At 68.4% G+C, this 16,618-nt stretch carries 16 protein-coding genes; 4 read left to right on the top strand and 12 right to left on the bottom strand.

The genetic code is table 11. The features are described from left to right. Window position 1: 1 nt before the first annotated feature. From NGJ44_RS06750 to NGJ44_RS06735, 4 genes are all read right to left on the bottom strand, one after another. Complete coding sequence (locus NGJ44_RS06750) at window positions 2-709, bottom strand: ABC transporter ATP-binding protein (protein ID WP_251863487.1); 708 nt, start codon at window positions 707-709, stop codon at window positions 2-4. Window positions 710-722: 13 nt separating this feature from the next. Beyond that, window positions 723-1,604: a branched-chain amino acid ABC transporter permease gene (locus NGJ44_RS06745; protein WP_053246508.1), complete on the bottom strand. Its 882-nt coding sequence runs from the start codon at window positions 1,602-1,604 to the stop codon at window positions 723-725. Between the two features lie 30 nt (window positions 1,605-1,634). Then, window positions 1,635-2,624, bottom strand: a complete 990-nt coding sequence (locus NGJ44_RS06740) for a branched-chain amino acid ABC transporter permease (protein WP_251863486.1) — start codon at window positions 2,622-2,624, stop codon at window positions 1,635-1,637. An 88-nt stretch (window positions 2,625-2,712) separates the two neighbouring features. Next, a complete protein-coding gene (locus NGJ44_RS06735) occupies window positions 2,713-3,642 on the bottom strand; it encodes a LysR family transcriptional regulator (RefSeq protein WP_053246509.1) in 930 nt (309 codons plus the stop codon). A 122-nt stretch (window positions 3,643-3,764) separates the two neighbouring features. Here NGJ44_RS06735 and NGJ44_RS06730 point away from each other — a divergent pair, with 122 nt between their 5' ends. Both NGJ44_RS06730 and NGJ44_RS06725 read left to right on the top strand, forming a co-directional pair. Next, window positions 3,765-4,997, top strand: coding sequence for an amino acid ABC transporter substrate-binding protein (locus NGJ44_RS06730; RefSeq protein WP_053246510.1), 1,233 nt, complete (start codon window positions 3,765-3,767; stop codon window positions 4,995-4,997). A 73-nt stretch (window positions 4,998-5,070) separates the two neighbouring features. Then, complete coding sequence (locus NGJ44_RS06725) at window positions 5,071-6,486, top strand: amidase (protein WP_251863485.1); 1,416 nt, start codon at window positions 5,071-5,073, stop codon at window positions 6,484-6,486. Window positions 6,487-6,501: 15 nt separating this feature from the next. Here NGJ44_RS06725 and NGJ44_RS06720 read toward each other — a convergent pair whose 3' ends face one another. The 3 genes from NGJ44_RS06720 to NGJ44_RS06710 all read right to left on the bottom strand — a co-directional run bounded on the left by NGJ44_RS06720 (window position 6,502) and on the right by NGJ44_RS06710 (window position 10,452). Beyond that, window positions 6,502-8,028, bottom strand: a complete 1,527-nt coding sequence (locus NGJ44_RS06720; protein ID WP_251863484.1) for an FAD-binding oxidoreductase — start codon at window positions 8,026-8,028, stop codon at window positions 6,502-6,504. 5 nt (window positions 8,029-8,033) lie between these two features. Continuing rightward, complete coding sequence (gene glcF / locus NGJ44_RS06715) at window positions 8,034-9,398, bottom strand: glycolate oxidase subunit GlcF (RefSeq protein ID WP_251863483.1); 1,365 nt, start codon at window positions 9,396-9,398, stop codon at window positions 8,034-8,036. 106 nt (window positions 9,399-9,504) lie between these two features. Next, complete coding sequence (locus NGJ44_RS06710; RefSeq protein WP_251863482.1) at window positions 9,505-10,452, bottom strand: helix-turn-helix domain-containing protein; 948 nt, start codon at window positions 10,450-10,452, stop codon at window positions 9,505-9,507. A 135-nt stretch (window positions 10,453-10,587) separates the two neighbouring features. Here NGJ44_RS06710 and NGJ44_RS06705 point away from each other — a divergent pair, with 135 nt between their 5' ends. Beyond that, window positions 10,588-11,553, top strand: a complete 966-nt coding sequence (locus tag NGJ44_RS06705) for a Bug family tripartite tricarboxylate transporter substrate binding protein (protein WP_251863481.1) — start codon at window positions 10,588-10,590, stop codon at window positions 11,551-11,553. 103 nt (window positions 11,554-11,656) lie between these two features. On the opposite strand, the gene NGJ44_RS06700 is transcribed toward NGJ44_RS06705, so the two are convergent. Genes NGJ44_RS06700 through NGJ44_RS06690 form a run of 3 tightly spaced genes read right to left on the bottom strand, consistent with a single transcriptional unit; the run spans window position 11,657 to window position 13,451 of the window. Further along, entirely contained in the window at window positions 11,657-12,310 is a 654-nt protein-coding gene (locus NGJ44_RS06700) for a DUF799 domain-containing protein (protein ID WP_251863480.1), read from the bottom strand. Between the two features lie 5 nt (window positions 12,311-12,315). Then, the gene (locus tag NGJ44_RS06695; protein WP_251863479.1) at window positions 12,316-12,762 is read right to left on the bottom strand and encodes a DUF4810 domain-containing protein; all 447 of its coding nucleotides are present in this window, start codon (window positions 12,760-12,762) and stop codon (window positions 12,316-12,318) included. Between the two features lie 11 nt (window positions 12,763-12,773). Beyond that, the gene (locus NGJ44_RS06690) at window positions 12,774-13,451 is read right to left on the bottom strand and encodes a CsgG/HfaB family protein (RefSeq protein ID WP_082308516.1); all 678 of its coding nucleotides are present in this window, start codon (window positions 13,449-13,451) and stop codon (window positions 12,774-12,776) included. Window positions 13,452-13,849: 398 nt separating this feature from the next. On the opposite strand from NGJ44_RS06690, the gene NGJ44_RS06685 reads away from it, so the two are divergent. After that, window positions 13,850-14,821 (top strand): helix-turn-helix transcriptional regulator, encoded by a 972-nt coding sequence (locus NGJ44_RS06685; protein ID WP_251863478.1) that lies wholly within the window; start codon window positions 13,850-13,852, stop codon window positions 14,819-14,821. Here the strand turns inward: NGJ44_RS06685 and NGJ44_RS06680 are convergent, their stop codons facing one another. Further along, on the bottom strand, window positions 14,822-15,232 hold the full coding sequence (locus NGJ44_RS06680) for an SIR2 family NAD-dependent protein deacylase (RefSeq protein WP_251863477.1): 411 nt from the start codon (window positions 15,230-15,232) through the stop codon (window positions 14,822-14,824). 8 nt (window positions 15,233-15,240) lie between these two features. Beyond that, complete coding sequence (locus tag NGJ44_RS06675) at window positions 15,241-16,575, bottom strand: AAA family ATPase (RefSeq protein WP_251863476.1); 1,335 nt, start codon at window positions 16,573-16,575, stop codon at window positions 15,241-15,243. Window positions 16,576-16,618 lie beyond the last annotated feature (43 nt).

Raw genomic sequence — 16,618 nt, 5'->3', positions numbered from 1 at the left:
CTCAGGCTCCCAGGTAGGCTTCCACCACGCGCTCGTCGTTGCGCACCACGTCCGCGTCCCCCTCGCAGAGAATCGCGCCTTCGTTCATCACGATGATGTGATGCGATAGCTGGTAGATCGACGTCAGGTCGTGCGACACCAGCACGACCGAGCAGTCGTGCTCGGTGGGCACCTCGCGGATGATGGAGATCAGCAGCTGCGCCAGCGACGGGTTGACGCCGGCGAACGGCTCGTCGAGCAGGATGACCTTGGGCCGCGCCACCATGATGCGCGCAAGCTCCAGCAGCTTCTGCTGCCCGCCCGACAGTTCCTCGGCATGGTTGTGGCGCAGGCGGTACAGCTCCACCTTGTGCAGCCAGTACTCGGACTGGCTCTGGCGCTCCTCGGCCGAGCGCGGGGTCTGCTGCTGGGCCACGTCCAGGTTGTCCAGCAGGCTCAGGTGAGCGAACACGCGCGGCACCTGGAAGGTGCGGCCCACGCCCCGGCGGGCGATTTCGTGCGTGGGCAGCCCGCCGATGGGCTGGCCGTCCAGCTCGATGCGGCCTTCGTCGGGCACGTACAGGCCATTGATGCAATTCAGCAGCGTGGTCTTGCCCGAACCGTTCATGCCGATGATGCCCAGGATGGCGCGGCGCGGCACGTGCAGGTCCACGCCCTGCAGCGCGGTCAGGCCGCCGAAGCGTTTTTTCAGGTTCGTCACTCGCAGCATGGGTGGCTCCGTCTCAACGCAGCACGCGCTGGCCGAACAGGCCGGTCGGGCGCGCGAAGATCATGCCCACCATCAGCGCGAAGCCCAGGATGGTGGCGATGGAAGGGTTGAAGAACACCACCGAAACCTGCTCGGTGACGCCGAACAGCAGCGCGCCCACCAGCGCTCCCACCGGATGCCCCAGCCCGCCGAGCACGATGACGATGAAGCCGATCAGCGTGTAGTCGTTGCCCATGAAAGGCGAGAACGAGGGAAACACCAGGGCGACCAGCACGCCGGTCACGCCGGCCAGCCCGATGCCCAGGCCGAAGGCAACGGCCGACAGCCGCTCGGCGTTGATGCCCACGATGCGCACGGCATCGCGGTTCATGATGATGGCGCGCAGCGCCTTTCCCACCTGCGTGCGGTACAGGAACCAGGCCAGCGCGCCGATCGTGGCCAGCGCGATCGCCAGCGCGAGCAGCCGCACCGACGGAATCAGCACCGGCCCGAACTTCAGGAACACGGGCTCGATGCTGAAGGGCAGCGTGCGGGCGTCGGCGTCGAAAACCAGCAGCATCAGCGCGCCCAGCATGATGGACACGCCGAACATCAGCAGCAGGGAGCTGAGCTCGGGGTCATCCGAGCGCGACAGGCGCGGGATCAGGACGTAATAGAGCGCGTAGCCCGCCGCGAAGAACACCAGGAAGGCGAGCGGCAGCGCCGCCACCGGATTGACGCCCGCCTGCTCCATGAGGAAATAGGCGAAATAGGCCCCCAGCACGAGGAACTCGCCATGGGCGAAGTTCACGACGCGCAGCACGCCGAACACCACATTGAGACCGACGCCGATCAGGCCGTAGATGGCGCCGAGTATGAGGCCGTTTATCAGGCCCTGGATGAGAAGTCCGCTCATGCCGCATTCCCCTTTTCTGTCTTGGCGGATTCAGGCGATGTATTGCCGCAGCCTGGGATAGCGCTTCAGCAGGCTGCCCAGGATGCCGCGCGGCAGGAACAGCATGAGAAGCACGATCACCAGCCCCAGCAGCAGCAGGTTCAGCACCGGGAATTTCTGCCAGATCAGGTGGTCGATGCCCAGCAGCGCCAGGGTGCCGGCCACCGGGCCGAGAATGGTGCCGAAGCCGCCGGCCATGGCGTAGATGATGCTCTTGGCCGTGACCAGCACATGGAAGGCGTATTCGGGATCGACGACGTTGGTGTACCAGGCCTCCACCCCGCCCGCCAGCGCGGGAAAGAGCGCAGCCAGCATCCACGCCTTCAGCCGGGTGCGCGGCACGTGGACGCCCACGCAGGCGGCCGCCATGTCGTCGTCGCGGATGGCCTTGAGGGCCTTGCCCAGCGGCGACACCGACAGCCAGGTCACCGTGGCCAGGCAGGCGGCCATGACCGCCAGCATGGCGTAGTAGCTGTGCGTGGGATTGTTGGCATTGGACAGGATCAGGCCCATGCTGCCGCCCGTGTAGGCGTCGGGCAGGTTGGAGATCAACAGGCGCACGATGCTCGCCAGCGCCAGGCTGACAATGCCGAAGTACACGCCGCGCAGGCGCAGCGTGGGCGCGAACAGCAGCGAGAGCAGCACCCCGGCGACGCCGGCCGCGGCCAGCGAGGGCAGGATGGGCCACTGCAGCACCTTGTAGCAGACGCCCGTGCCGTAGGCGCCCACGCCGTAGAACACCACGTAGCCGAACGGCAGGTAGCCCGTGAATCCCACGCAGATATTCATGGCGCTGGCCATGGTGATCCACAGCATCAGGTAGAACGCGAACGACACGTTCGAGGTGGCGCCCGGCACCAGGGCCAGGGCGGCGCACAGCGCCAGGAAGATGCCGATGGCGATGCGGATGCGCAGGCGCGCGATGCGCTGGTCGTGTTCGCGGGCCGGCAGGCCGGTCGCCGCGACGGGGCTGCTGCTCATGGTTTTCCTCCGGGTGGATGGGGAAAAACGGCCGTCACTTGCGTAACGGATTATGCGCAGTTCAGCCCGGAAAAACCATAACTAAAGGTTAAGTGTTTACCCTGGATTTCGGCGAGAAAGTCTCACGCAGCACCGCCTGGAGCTCCTCGACGAACTCGCCGGCAATGCGCGACAGCGGACGATTGCTGGTGTGGATGGCGCTGATGTGCAGGGGAATGTTCTCGGCCAGCGGCACGATGGCCACCTCGGGCCAGATGTTGTGCATGACGGTGAATTCGTCGATGACGGCAATGCCGGCGCCGGCATTGACCAGCGCGCAGGCCAGGTGGCTCCAGGGCACGTCCGCGCACATCTTCACCGGCAGGCCGGCCTGTTCGAAGGCATTGAGGGCCAGCATGCCGTAGGGCATGCGGGTGCCGACCACGATGAGCGGGTGCGGCGACAGGTCCGCCAGGCTCACCGACGCCCGCCCGGCCAGCGGATGGCCACGCGGAATGGCCGCCACCATGCGCCCCGTGTGCAGGGGGATATTGGTGAGAAAAGGGTGGTCGGCCTGCATGACGACCAGCCCCAGCTCGGCCTCGCCGTGGAGCACGTCGGGCAGCATCTGCGTCAGGGCGGTGGCGTTGAGCCGCAGCAGCACGTCGGGATGGCGCTGCTGGAAGCGGGCCACGGCCCGGGGCACCAGGTACTGGGTGAGGCTGGGAATGGACGTCAGCCGCAGCACGCCCGAGCCATGGCTGGACAGCGCCTCGGCCAGGTCGTTGACGCGCTGCATCATCCGCTGCGCGCGGTCGATCTCCTCGAACAGGCTGTGGACCTGGCGCGTGGGCTGCAGCCGCCCGCGCACCCGCTCGAACAGCTCCAGGCCGAGCTGCTTTTCCGTGTGCGCCAGCATGCGGCTCACGGCGGGCTGGCTGATGCCCAGCAGCCGGGCCGCGCCGCTGATCGAGCCGGCGGTAACGATGGCCCAGAGCATTTCGGTCTGCCGGTAATTGAGTTTGTTCAAGGCGTGCACTCCATACCTTTTTGTTATACGCTATTTGCGCGATTGCGCAAATCGTGCGCAATACGACTTGCGGTTGGCCTGTAGCGGCGACTGTCGGCATTTCCCATCCCTGCAATCCCAGGAGTCTTCCCATGCTCAGAAGTCAGTGGTTATCCCGCCTGTCCGCCATCATGCTGGCGGCCGCGGCGCTGGCGCCGGCCCCCGGCTCGGCGCAGTCCTCCGACACAATCCGGATCGGCATGACCGTCTCGTCCACCGGCAGTTTCGCCCTTGCCTCCCAGTCGGGCGTGCGCGGCGTGGAACTGTGGGTCCATGACGTCAACAAGCGGGGCGGCATCGAGTTCGGCGGCAAGAAACACCCGGTCGAACTCGTCAAGCTCGACGACCGCAGCGACAAGCAGATGGTCACCCGCGTCTACGAACGCCTGATTGTCGATGAAAAAGTCGATCTGGTGTTCGCCCCCTTCGGCTCCACGCTGACGGCCGCCGCCGCCACCGTCACCGAACGCCTGGGCAAGTACATGATGGTCTGGTCCGCCGCCAGCGACGACCTGTACAGGCAGGGATTCAAGTACATGGTCTCGGGCACGCAGATGCCGGTGTCGGCCATGCTCAAGGCGCCCACCGAGCTGGCCGCCCGCCTCGGCGTGAAGAAAGTCGCGCTGCTGTATTCCGACGAGCCGTTCCCCGCGGGCCTGGCCGCCGGCGGCCGCGAGCAGGCCAAGCGGCTCGGCCTGCAGCTCGTCATGGACGAGAAGTACCCGAAAGGCCAGAAAGACTTCAGCACCCTGCTGCAGAAAGCCAAGGCCGCCGGCGCCGAAGCGCTGATTCCGACCTCGTACGAAGGCGACCTCATCAGCATGACGCGCCAGATGAAGCAGCTCGACATCAACTTTCCGTACACCTTCATGGTGTATGCCTCCACGCCGCAGTTCCAGGCCATCGGCGCCGACGCCGACTACATCTTCAGCCACACCAACTACCACCCCGCCATCAACTGGAAAGTCAACGCGGGCATGACGCGCGAGCAGTTCGCCCGGGCCTACGACGCGCTGTTCCCCAAGGCCGAGTTCCCGCCCGACTTCCAGACCGCGCTCGCCTACGGCGCAGGCGCGCTGACCGAAGAGATCATCAAGAAGGCTGGCTCCACCGACGCCGCGGCGCTCAAGCAGGCCTCCATGGACCTCTCCGACAAGCTCACCGTGATGGCCGGCCCCTATGCCATCGACGAGACGGGCAAGCAGCTCAAGATGCCTTTCCCGGTCGTGCAGCTGCTGCCGGGCAAGAAAATGGCGCCCGTGTGGCCCGAGGACGTCGCCACGGCCAAGGCGGTCTATCCCGCGCCGGCCTGGAACCGGCGCTGATCCGCAAGGCCCCGGCGCAGGCGCCTGACCCGGGACGCGGCGCCGGGGCATTTACACCACCATCGAGGAAGACATGGCAGAACTCGCATTTTCCAGCCTGGCATCGCTGGCCGCAGGGCTGGAAGCCCGCCGCTACAGCGCCGTGGAGCTGGCGCAGCATTACCTGGCGCGCATCGCGCGCGCCAACGCGGCGCTGGGCGCCTACGTCGAAGTGGACGAAGCCCGCACCCTGGCGCTTGCGCAGGCCGCCGACCTGCGGCGCGCGCACGACTGTCTCCTCGGCCCCCTGGACGGCCTGCCCATCGCCATCAAGGATCTCTGCGAAATGCGCGGCCGCGTCACCACGGCCGGCTCCCTGGCCTGGCGCGGACGCCGCAGCCCGCTGACGGCCACCGTGGTCGAGCGCCTGCTCGCCGCCGGCATGGTGCCGCTGGGCAAGACGCACATGGTGGAATTCGCCTTCGGCGGCTGGGGCACGAACCCCCTGATGGGCACGCCGCGCAACCCCTGGGATCTCGGGGCGCACCGCATTCCCGGCGGCTCGTCCAGCGGCTCGGGCGTCGCGGTCGCGGCCGGGCTGGCTCCCGCCGCGATCGGGTCCGACACCGGCGGCTCGGTCCGCATTCCGGCCGCGCTCAACGGCGTCACCGGGCTGAAGACCACCTGCGGCTTTATCAGCCGCCACGGCGCGGTGCCGCTGTCGGCCACGCTCGACTCCATCGGCCCCCTCACCCGCGACGCGCGCGACGCGGCCCTGCTGACGCAGGCGCTGGCCGGGCCCGACGAACACGACCCCGCCACGCTCGCCGCGCCCCGCTTCGACGCCGCGCTTCCGCGCCCGGGCGCCCGCCCCCTGCAAGGCGTGCGCATCGCCGTGCTGCCCGAAACCCAGTACCCCATGCCCGTCGCGCCCGCGGTGGCCGCCGCCCTGCAGGCCGCCCGCCGCGTGCTGCAAGACCTGGGCGCGCAAGTGGAAGAGGTCCACGTGCCCTTCGATTTCCACGGTCTGATGCTCAGCAACGGCCGCATCATCGCCGCCGAAGCCTACGCCCTGCACCGCGCCTACATCGAAGACCCGGCCCAGCCCTTCGGCCCCTACGTGCGCCAGCGCATCCTGGCCGGCAAGGCCCTGAGCGCCGCCGACTACCTGGCCGCCATGGAGGAGCATGCCCGGACCCGGCAGGCATGGAAGGACTGGATGGCCGCCACGGACGCGCTGCTGACCCCCGCCCTGCCTTTCGAAGCCTGCCTCCTGGAAGAGGTTGACGAAGCGGCCACGCCGCTGGCCGCCTTCAGCCGCGCCGGCAATTTCCTGGGCGCCTGCGGCCTGGCGCTGCCCGCCGGCTTCGGCGCGCACGGCATGCCGGTCGGCATCCAGCTCCTGGGCAAGCCTTACGACGACGGCCTGCTCTGCCGCATCGGCATCGCCTTCCAGCACGCCACGGACTGGCACCTGCGGCATCCCGACCTGCGGGGGCTGGCGGCATAGCGCCGAGCGGGCGGGCTACTCGATGCCGTACTTGCCCGGCGCGATGACGCCGTTCGGGTCCAGGGCTGCCTTGATCGACGAGCAGGCGCGCACGAACTCCGGCATGCGCTGCGCCTGGTGGAACCCGTGGTACATCGTGGGCGCCCGCCCCACGAAAACCCCGCTCGACGCGAACAGCTCTCCCAGCGCCCGGTAGCAAGCATCGGCCCGCGCCGTCTCGGCGGCGTCCTCGCGGTTATAGAGAATCGCATGGACGCTGCGCGCGAACCTCGCGCCGCATACGTTCGACAGCAGGTATTCCAGCCCATGGTCCTCGCAGATGCGGCGCGCCTTGCGCTGAAAGCCGTTGACCACCTCGCCCACCACCGGCGACCCTGCGGACAGCCAGATCGCGCCGCCGCCGGGACGCCAGCCCAGCATTTTCAGCTCGCTGTCCGTCGGTACGCCGGTATTGGAATTGATGGCGATGTGCAGCGGCCCGATGCGCTCGGCCTCGTCCAGCGGGATCCGCCTCCCTTTGCCCAATGCCAGGAAATGACGCGCGACGCGCTCGAGCTGCGGCTCGACGGCCTCCCGGCTGGCGCCATACAGCGCTCCGGATACCGTCCATGCGCCCAGGCCGTATTCGCGGCGCAAAGCGGCCCGCCCCTCGTCGGACAAGGTCCGGGCGCCGCCGCTGGCCGCGTACTCCGGGTGGGTCGCCGCCGAGGAAAGCAGGTACAGATCATTGGTGGCCCGGATCAGCGTGGGCACGAAATTGGTCTGCTTGAGCGGACGGATGCGGTCGATGATGCCGGCCAGGTCCTCGTCGTCGGGAAACGTGAAGAAGAACGGCTCGATGTGCGGCGGCCGGGGCATGAGCCACATACCCATGCGTGTGACGATGCCGAAATTCGATTGCGAGAACAGGCCGTCCAGCATGGGGCCGAAACTGTATTTGGACACGTGCCAGTTGGGATGCGCGTCGCCCGCGAGGCTGCCGTCGCCGGTGCGGATCACGTCGCCATTGCCGAGCACGACTTCCATGCCGCAGCTCATGCCGAAGTGATCCGCGTAGGCGCCGCTGCCTCCCCCTTTGTCCAGCGCATTCGCGAGTATGCTGCCCTGCGACGGGCCGGCGGTGGGAGAGATCATCAGCCGGCTCTCGCGGCGGCGCAATTCGTCGTGCATGGCGCGAAAACTCACGCCCGGCTCGAGCACGCAATAGCCCAGTTCCTCGTTGACCTCGAGAATGCGGTTCATGCGCCTGCCCAGGTCGACGACCACCTGGCCGGGACGCACGGGCGAACGCGTGCCCAGGCCGATGTTCTGGCCGTTGCTGATGGGATACAGCTGCACGCGGAAGCGGTTCGCCAGGCGCACCAGCGTCTGCACCGCCGCGGTCGAATCCGGATACGCCACCGCGCCGGGGCGCACGTCGGGACCGGGCAGGGTATGTTCCCCATAGCGGTCGAGCACCTCGTCTCCGATCGTGATGGCGTCTGCGCCGAGCTCGGCCGCAACCGCGCTGGCGAAATCGATGATAGGGTCGTTGGAAGGCATGCGGATCACCACAGTAGATCGCCGTTGTCGGCGGTTGTCGAAGCCGGCATCGCCGCCTGCGCCGGAAAATCGGCCCTGGCGGCGGCCCGCGGCTGGAAGTTCTCGAGTCCGCGCGGAGCCGGGCCGCCGGTAGCCCAATCCAGCAACTGGACGGTGTGCGCCACGGGTACCGGCGTAAAGCGCGATATCTGCACCAGGCAGCCCATGTTTCCCGCGGCAATCACGTCCGGCCGCCCGGCCGCCGCATGCGCCGCCTTGCGCTGGCCCAGCCGCTGCGCGAGCGCGGGCTCGAAGATGTTGTAGGTGCCGGCCGAGCCACAGCACAGGTGCGACTCGCCGATCTCGCGCACGTCGATGCCCAGCGCCGCCATGGCGCGGCGCGGCGCCTGGGCCAGCTTCAGCCCGTGCTTGAGCGAACAGGCATCGTGATAGGACGCGGCCAGGCCCTGCGCCGCGCCGGTGGGCGCCAGCGCCAGCTCCTGCGCGATCTCGGTAATGTCCCGCACGGCATCGACGACGCGCCGTATCCGGGCCGCGAGCCCGGGACGGTCGGACAGCAGGGCGTCGTAGCGCTTGATCACCGACGCGCAGCCCGAGGTCGTGGTCACGATGGCGTCGATGCGCCCGTCCTCCAGCGCGGCGGCCCAGCGGCTGACGGTCTGCTCCATGTGCCGGACGGCGGACCGGCGCCGGCCCATGTGCAGCTCGAGCGCGCCGCAGCACCGCACGCCGGCAACCGGCTCGACGGCGACGCCCGCACGCGCCAGCAGGCGCTCGGCCGCGGCATTGATCTCGGCTCCCAGCACCGATTGCGCGCATCCATCCAATAGCGCGACGCGCCGGACCGCAGCGGCCCGGCGCGCTGGCGGCGCTTTCGCACGCGGCGCCAGCGCTACCAGGGCCGGCGCGGCCGACAGCGCAGCCATGGCTCCCAGCGGTCCAGGCAACCGGAGCGCGCCGCCGCGCAAGAGCCGGGCCGCCGCGAGCCCGGAACGGAGCAGCGCCGGCGAAGTCAGCACCCGCGCCACCGCCGAGCGCAGCATGCGCTGCGGCAGCGGACGCACCCGGCTTTGCTCGATGCGCTCGCGCGCCCCGTCGATGATGTCCCGGTACGAAACGCCGGCCGCGCAGGTGGACTCGCAAGACAGGCATGACAGGCAGCGGTCCAGATGCCGCACGGCGGTTTCGCTCGGCGGCGCATCGCTGCCCAGCATCTCGCGCGCCAGCGCGATGCGCCCCCGCGGCGAATCGAGCTCTTCTCCATCGAGCACATAGGTGGGGCAGACCGCAGTGCAGAAACCGAAATGCACGCAGGCGTCGGCGGCGGCGCGGACCTGGTCCTGGCGATGAATGGCGATGGTCTTGGGCATGGTGCGACAGAAGAAGCTGGCCGGTACGAACCGGGATGAAGCGCATTCTGTCGCGCGGCGCCGGCGCGGTCTGTGCCCAACGCGCCAGCGGATGCCGCCCAGAGCGTCAGGCGCCCGCCTGCCCTTGCCTGAGCAGATTCACCGGCAGCTCGCCATAGCGTTCGGAAAACCGCCGGGTGAAATGGGAGAGATTATTGAAGCCGCATGCGAACGCGGCTTCGCTCACGGTGCGCGCCTTGCCGGCGGCAAGAAGCTCGCGCGCGAGCGCGAGCCGCGTTTGCACGACATACGCCTCGAACGACTGCTGGGCGTGGCGGGCAAACAATCTGTGCAGCGTCCGGACCGAGATCCGGCACGCCGCCGCCGCCGACGCGGGCGACAGCCCCGGATCGGCGATCGCGGTATCGATGTGGCGCTTCACGCCCACGAACGACAGCTCGGTCGAAGGCGCCGCGGCCGCCGGCGCGCATTGCAGCGCAACGATCTCGGCCACCGTATCGAGCAGCGTATCGACCGTGCGGCTCTCCAGGGTCAGGCCGGTTTCGGTCAACAGGCGCATGGTCTCGGTCAGCACCGGCGCGAACGCCATGCCGGCGGGCAGCCTGGCGGGTTCGCGCAGGCGCCGCAGGCCCGGCGAGCGCGCGGCCAGCACGTGGCGCGGCAGCAACACCAGGCGGCGCGCGGTGGGCTCGGGAAAGTCGATATCGAACGCCGAGGAGGGGTCGAGCAGGCCGAATTCGCCGGGCTGCAGGCATACCTGCGTCTCCCCCTGCGACATGACGGCGCGTCCACGCACCTGCAGGCTGAGCATGAGGTGATCGCTGTCCCGGCGGCTGACATGCCGCTGGGAGCGCCGGATGCGATGCGGCGAGCTTGCAAAGTTGACCAGGCGCGCCTCGGTGCGCGTCTGGCTGGACATGGTGCCGGCAAAAGCGGCGCCAGGCTCGGCGCAGAACTCGGAATCCAGTACGCCGGCACAGACCGCGTCATGCCAGAACGCCAGCGCATGGGGGCCGTGGTCGAGGGTGCTCCAGTGATGCCATTCAGGTGCCATGCCGACTCCGGGCTGTCGCTGCCAGCAGCGTCGGCTGGCACGTTGAGTCGAGCCCAATATAGCCACGCGGTCCACAATGGGCCATCCGTGCATTCCCGAGTAAGCGCGCACGGCACTCAACGATTGGAGCGCGACATGAAACGGTATCTGTCCTGGTGGCTCGGCATGCTGATAGCGGCGCTGGCCTGTCACGCCGCGGCGCAAGACTATCCGGCGCGGCCGGTACGCATGATCGTGGGCTTTGCGCCCGGCGGCGGCAACGACATTCTCGCCCGCCTCATGGCGGAACAGCTCCAGCGCCGCCTGGGCCAGCCGTTCATTGTCGAGAACCGCCCCGGCGCCAGCGGCGCCATCGCCATCGGCGCCGTCAAGCGCGCCCCGGCTGACGGCTATACCCTGCTGGTAGGCCCGAGCAGCGGCATGACCGTCAACCCCGCTCTATACCGCGAGCTCGACTACGATCCCGTGGCCGATTTTGCGCCCATCTCGCTGGTTGGCGACATTCCCATGATTCTCGTCGTCAAGAAAGACAGCCCAGCCCGATCCGTCGGCGATCTTGCCGCACTGGCCGGCAAGAACGGAAAACCCTTGTTCGCCGGGGCCGGCGCGAATTCTTTTCAATTGGCCACCGCCGTCTTCTCGAGCCGGACCGCCATACCCGCCGAAGTCGTCAATTACAAGGGCAACTCCGCGGTCGTCGCCGCGCTCCTGTCCAACGAAATCGACTTCGCGCTGGTCGATGCCGCCGCCGTCCTGCCGCAACTGCGAAGCGGCCATCTGCGCGCCCTCGCCGTCACGGGCGCCAGGCGCTTCACCCTGCTGCCCGACGTACCGACCGTTACCGAGTCCGGCGTCCAGGGTTTCGCCATGTCGTTCTGGTCGTCGCTGTATGCGCCGGCAGGCACCCCCGATGCCGTCGTCGCCACGCTGCAATCGGCCATCTCCGCCGCCCTGCGCGAGCCCGACGTGGCCAGGCGGCTCCTGGAACTGGGCATCGAACCCGTCGGCAGTTCTTCCCAGGCGCTGGCGGAAACCATGGCGCGGGAGATTCCCCTGTACAAACAGGCGGCCAAGGCGGCGAACCTGTCGTTGTCGCCATGATCCGCGCAGGCGCGGTCCGGCGCAGCGCCGGCCCCTGGTCCGCGAAAAGAAAGGGCCGGCGCCCGCCGCGGCCCGGCCCTGCATGCGCGCGTCGCGGCGCCCGCTACTGCGTCCCGTAATGTGGCGAGCGCGGCCCGTAGAGAATGCCGCCGGGCTGGCCGGCGCTGAGCAGCATGCTATTGGTTATGCCCGCCACCGCGTAGCTGCGGTCGGACAGGTTGTTGATGATCTGGTTGACCACCGCGTTGACCAGCATGCCGATAAGGCCGCCGCCGCCGCTGTCGCTGGCCTGCACCACGCGCTTGCCGCCCTCCCAGAGCTTGGCGCCGGTGCGCAGGTCCACCAGCGAGGCTTGGACGTCCACCGTCACGGTGGAATTGATCACCTGGTAGGTGCTGCCGTATTCCTTCACGGTCATGTAGATGGCCGCGTCGGCGCCGAAGATCTCGCGCAGCCTGGCCGGCGGCAGGTTCTGGATGTCGTCCGCGGTGTAGAGGCCGTTCTGCTTGAAGGTTTCGTTCATGACGCCCACGGGCACCACGTAGTAGCCGGACTCGGCCAGCGGACGCGTCGCCTGCGCGAGCACGGCCGAGGTGGCCGCCACGTCCACCGAGTTGTTCAGCGGCGGCAGCACCAGCAGCGAGGCCGGCTTGCTTTCGCGGAACGCGGTGTAATCGACGTTGGCTTGGGGCGCCGCGCAACCGGCGAGCGCCGCCGCCAGGGCCAGCGCCCCGGCTCGGATGATGGCTCGGATCATGGTGTTCAGGTTCCTTTCCGGGAAATGTCTGCGGAGGTCTGCGCGGGCGCGTCGGCCGGGGGCTGGGCGGCGGCGCTCTTGGCGCCGCCGGCGTTGCGCAGCAGGAAATCCATGAAAGGAGCGGCTTCGGGAAAGGCGGTTTTCTCGCCCTCGATCTGCGCCGCCGCCTTGTCGCCGTCTCCCATCTTCAGGTAGAGCATGCCGAGGTGGGCGCGGAAGCCCGGCGGCAGCACCTGGTTGGTGGCGCGCGCCGTTTCGATGTTCTTCTCCATGGCGAGCGCCTGCCCGGAATAGTCGGCGCCGTCTTCCTTGAGATAGGCGTAGAGGGCAGGCTGGTAGGCGTCCCAGGTGTACATGGGCTTGGGCTGCGCGCAGGCCGCCAGCAGCGCGGCCGCGCCCGCAACCAGCGCCAGGCGCGCGGCGCGCCGGCAAGACTCGTGCTTGATGTGCATGGCCGGCCTCCTCAGCGCGCCGAGGGCTGCCAGGAGCCCTGTTCGATGCCGTCGACCAGGCGGTCCACCGCTTCGCGGATGGCCAGGTCCAGCACCTTGCCGTTGAGGGTGGAGTCGTAGCCCGCCGTGCCGCCGAAGCCCACGATCTCACGGTTGGAAAGGCTGTATTCGCCCGCGCCCGACGCCGAATAGACCACCTCGGAAGTCGTCACGTCGACCACGTTCAGATCCACCTTGGCATAGGCCACCTGCTCCTTGCCGCGGCCCAGGATGCCGAAGAGCTGATGGTCGCCCGTGACCTTGCGCCCGAAGGCGGTCACGTCGCCCGTCACCACGTAGCGCGCGCCCTTGATGCGGTTGGCCTCTTTGTTGAAAGAAGCCTCCTGCTTGATTTCGGTGAGGTTCTCGCGGTCCATGACCTGGAAGCGGCCCGTGCGCTGCAAGTGGCTCACGAGTATCGTCTTGGCCTGGCCGCCCAGGCGGTCCACGCCATCGGAGAACACGCCGCGCAGATAGTTCGAGCGATTGTCGAACTTGCCCACGGAAATGGGGCTGCGCACACCCTGGTACGGCTTGGCGGCCGCGGCCACGGCCGGAACCGCCAACGCCTGCGAACGCTCGGTTGCGCAACCGGCAACCAGCGCCGCCATCAGGGCCATCGCCCCACCCTTTGCCACTGCTTTCAACATGGTTTTCTCCCAGCCCTTCCGAATCCGCCAGCCGCGGCCGGTTGCGGGCGCTTCTCCTGTGAAACGCATGGAGTATACATTTAAATACTAATTACACATTTTGAATTATAGTTTTCAGACTTAATTCGCCGCGGCAGGATTTTTCCGTCTTGTGCGGCGGATGGATTAATTGCGCGATTCAGTGCGCCGCTTGCGGGGCGAGTGTCGGGCGCGCCGGAGGTCGTTATTGGCGGTAACGGCACGAATCGGGCATTTTGTAGAGTCAAGAACCGCCGGATTGCATCCATATCCTTTCCCCCTGAATATCCATGTCACCCAGTCAAGCCGCCCTTCTGGATAATCTGCTGAAAATCCTCCCCTACGCTGCGGACGAGGAAGCCGGAAATTGCGGAATCAGCATGTCGGAAATCCGCGAGCGGCTCGCCCGCCTGCAGGATCCGGTGCCGCAGGACCGCCAGATACGCCGCGCCATGGAAAATGTCGACAGCATCGGATTCCATGGCGCCACGCGCGACCGGCGCTGGTACCGCACCATTGCGCGCAGCCAGTTCAGCATCCAGAACATGAACGTGAACATGGCCATGGCGATGTGCGCGCTGCGGGAAGTGGCCGAACGGTATCTTCCCGCGGTGGTCCTGGACGACCTGGCCGCCACGTTCGAGGCGGCGAGCGCCTACCTGGCGCGCCATCGGCCCCATGTGGATGGCGGCGACGCGGCCAACTGGTCGCGCAAGACCCTGCGCATAGACAGCACGCATCCCATGGTGCTGCCGCGTGTCGAACCCGAGGTTTACCGGCAGGTCACGCATGCGCTGTACTACGGCCGCAAACTGGGTTTTCGCAATACGCCGTTCGGCGAGAAACAGCCGAGTCCGCGCGCCTACGAAATGACGCCGCTGGGCATGGTCGACCGCGCCGGCGTGCTCTACATGGTCGCCTGGGGCCCCAGGAAACCCGGCCGCCGCTTTCTGTTCCGCATGGACAGGCTTTCCGAAGTCCGTCTGCTGGACGAACCCGCCGACCTCGATCCGGACTTCGATCTGCGCGAGTACGCGGTAAAAGAAGAGGCGCTCAACTTCTACCCGGAAGACGAGATATGCCTCGTGCTGCGCGCGCACGAGCCCATGCTGGCCGACGGCAAGCCGCGGCGCCATCCTTTGCGCGAATTCTGGCTCGCCGCGGACCAGACGATCGAAGAAGCGGAAAACGGGTTCGTTCTCCACGCGCGCGTGCGGCCCTCCGTCATGCTCTGGCAATTGCTGCACGGCCATGCCTCGTCGATAGAAATTCTTTCGCCGCCGGCGGCGCGCGCCCGCTTCGCCCGGGAAGCCCAGGCACTGGCGCGCGCCTATCTGCCCACCGATGCCTGATTAGGGCCAGGCCCGCGCCGCCAGCACGGGCAGCGCAAGTTCGGCGAGCGACGGAATGTGCATGACGTCCAGGCGATTCAGCGGCGTGGGGTTGGGGTTGGCCTGAACCACTCGCGCCCCGGCGGCCACGGCGGCATGCGCGATGTCGATTGCGCCCGGCGTCTGCAGCGAAGTGCCGGCGCACAAAAAGATGTCGCAGCGCGACGCCTCCGGCATGGCAAGCCGGCAAACGCCATCGGCCGCGGGCTCCTCGTGCCTGTGCTTGCCCGGCCGCAGCCTCGCTCCGCAGATCCGGCAAGCGGGTGGCGACACCGGCAGGCCGCAAGCCGGTCCCAATCCGGACCCCGTCATGACCACGACCCGCCTCGCCGCGCGCAGGCCCTCCACCGCTTCCGCAGGCAGCTCCAGCATGCGATACCTCATTGCGCCGGCCCTCCCGCATATGCCACAGCGCGCCTGCCGTCTGCGGGCGGCTTGAACGCGCACTCGGCGCGCAGGCGCCTGTACAGATCCCTGGCATCCCGGATCGGATGCAGCAACGATTGGCGACGCACAGCCGCGAAATCGCCCGGCGCGAGCCGGCCCAGTCCTCCCACCTCGTGCGGCGTTACCGTCTCTGCGCTCAGGCCCAGGCTGTGCGCAAGATCGTTGAACAAGGTCCAGGCATCCTCCTCGCGCAGATAACCGAAGCGGACCTTCAGATCGAAACGGCGCAGCGCCGCCAGATCGAGCAGGCCGTCGTAGCGGCTCGCCACCAATACGATGCCCTCGCAGGCATCCATGCGGTCCAGCAGCTCGCGCTGCACGCCGGCCCAAGGACCGTGACAAGCCCGCGCGCCCAGCAATGCATCGGCCTCATCGAAGAGCATGACCGCGCCCGCCTCGCCGGCCCGCGCGAACACGTCGGCCAGCCGCAGGCCGGAGCTGGCCCGCCCGCGGTGCAGCAAATCCCGGACATCCTGGACGAGGAGCGGCCGGCCGAGTTCTTCCGCCAGCCAGTGCGAGAAGGCTGTCTTGCCCGTGCCCGAGGGCCCGTACAAGGCAAGATGGGCTCGCGCATGGCGCTTCAGGCCGTCGCACAGGCTGGACAACGCCACATCCGTATTCAGCACGCCCAGCCGGTAGGGTCCCGCGGGGGCCGGCGACGACGCCGCGCCGGGGGCTGCGCGCCCAGCCCGCGCGGGGACGGCCGCCTCCGGTCCGCGCGCCCTGTCGCCGCTCGTGCAGAGCAGCGTGCGCATCAGCTCCGCCTGTTTCGCATGCGGCGTCAGCAGCGCATCCGCCAGCCCGGGCCGCAGCCGCATTTTCCGGCCGTAGGGCAGCAGGCCGGGGCCGGACGCCACCCTGACCATGCCGGATGCCGCCAGCGGGCCGGCAGGCGCCAGCGCGATGCGGGCGTCGTCTTCATCCAGCGCCAGGAGGCGCGCGAGCAACACGCATAGCGCCTGATCGCCGAATCCGCCCAGCGCGTCCAGCACCGGCCTCAGTACGGCGCTGGTTTCGTACAGCACGGCAAACAGCAGGATCCGCCGCGCGGCCGTGTCCAGGCCGATTGCGTTGGCCAGCCATTCCAGGTTGCGCGCAAGCGGCAATCCCGGCGCGCCCGGCCCCGGCGCTCCCAACTGCGCAGCCTCGCGCGCCGCCGCCGACCGCGCTTCGCGCATGTCTCCGTCTTCCGCGATGCCAAGCGCCGCGCGCACGCGCTCCCATTCCCGCGGCGCCAGCCTGCCGGCCGCCGCCGCAAAGCCCCGCATGCCCGCCAGCAGTTCCAGCGTCCAGTAGCGCACCAGCGGCAGA

This window comes from Achromobacter sp. Marseille-Q4962 (assembly GCF_943737005.1).
In the GTDB taxonomy this organism is placed as follows: domain Bacteria; phylum Pseudomonadota; class Gammaproteobacteria; order Burkholderiales; family Burkholderiaceae_B; genus Achromobacter.
Note: the sequence above shows the minus strand (reverse complement) of the source record. Positions and strands in the feature narration are given on the sequence as shown.

Excerpts from the sequence above, each read along its gene's own strand:
- NGJ44_RS06730 (WP_053246510.1), top strand. The coding sequence starts at position 3,765 with ATGCTCAGAAGTCAGTGGTTATCCCGCCTGTCCGCCATCATGCTGGCG.
- NGJ44_RS06750 (WP_251863487.1), bottom strand. The coding sequence starts at position 709 with ATGCTGCGAGTGACGAACCTGAAAAAACGCTTCGGCGGCCTGACCGCG.
- NGJ44_RS06675 (WP_251863476.1), bottom strand. The coding sequence starts at position 16,575 with ATGCGGGGCTTTGCGGCGGCGGCCGGCAGGCTGGCGCCGCGGGAATGG.
- NGJ44_RS06710 (WP_251863482.1), bottom strand. The coding sequence starts at position 10,452 with ATGGCACCTGAATGGCATCACTGGAGCACCCTCGACCACGGCCCCCAT.
- glcF (WP_251863483.1), bottom strand. The coding sequence starts at position 9,398 with ATGCCCAAGACCATCGCCATTCATCGCCAGGACCAGGTCCGCGCCGCC.
- NGJ44_RS06685 (WP_251863478.1), top strand. The coding sequence starts at position 13,850 with ATGTCGGAAATCCGCGAGCGGCTCGCCCGCCTGCAGGATCCGGTGCCG.
- NGJ44_RS06700 (WP_251863480.1), bottom strand. The coding sequence starts at position 12,310 with ATGATCCGAGCCATCATCCGAGCCGGGGCGCTGGCCCTGGCGGCGGCG.
- NGJ44_RS06720 (WP_251863484.1), bottom strand. The coding sequence starts at position 8,028 with ATGCCTTCCAACGACCCTATCATCGATTTCGCCAGCGCGGTTGCGGCC.
- NGJ44_RS06725 (WP_251863485.1), top strand. The coding sequence starts at position 5,071 with ATGGCAGAACTCGCATTTTCCAGCCTGGCATCGCTGGCCGCAGGGCTG.
- NGJ44_RS06695 (WP_251863479.1), bottom strand. The coding sequence starts at position 12,762 with ATGCACATCAAGCACGAGTCTTGCCGGCGCGCCGCGCGCCTGGCGCTG.
- NGJ44_RS06680 (WP_251863477.1), bottom strand. The coding sequence starts at position 15,232 with ATGCTGGAGCTGCCTGCGGAAGCGGTGGAGGGCCTGCGCGCGGCGAGG.
- NGJ44_RS06745 (WP_053246508.1), bottom strand. The coding sequence starts at position 1,604 with ATGAGCGGACTTCTCATCCAGGGCCTGATAAACGGCCTCATACTCGGC.
- NGJ44_RS06705 (WP_251863481.1), top strand. The coding sequence starts at position 10,588 with ATGAAACGGTATCTGTCCTGGTGGCTCGGCATGCTGATAGCGGCGCTG.
- NGJ44_RS06690 (WP_082308516.1), bottom strand. The coding sequence starts at position 13,451 with ATGTTGAAAGCAGTGGCAAAGGGTGGGGCGATGGCCCTGATGGCGGCG.
- NGJ44_RS06740 (WP_251863486.1), bottom strand. The coding sequence starts at position 2,624 with ATGAGCAGCAGCCCCGTCGCGGCGACCGGCCTGCCGGCCCGCGAACAC.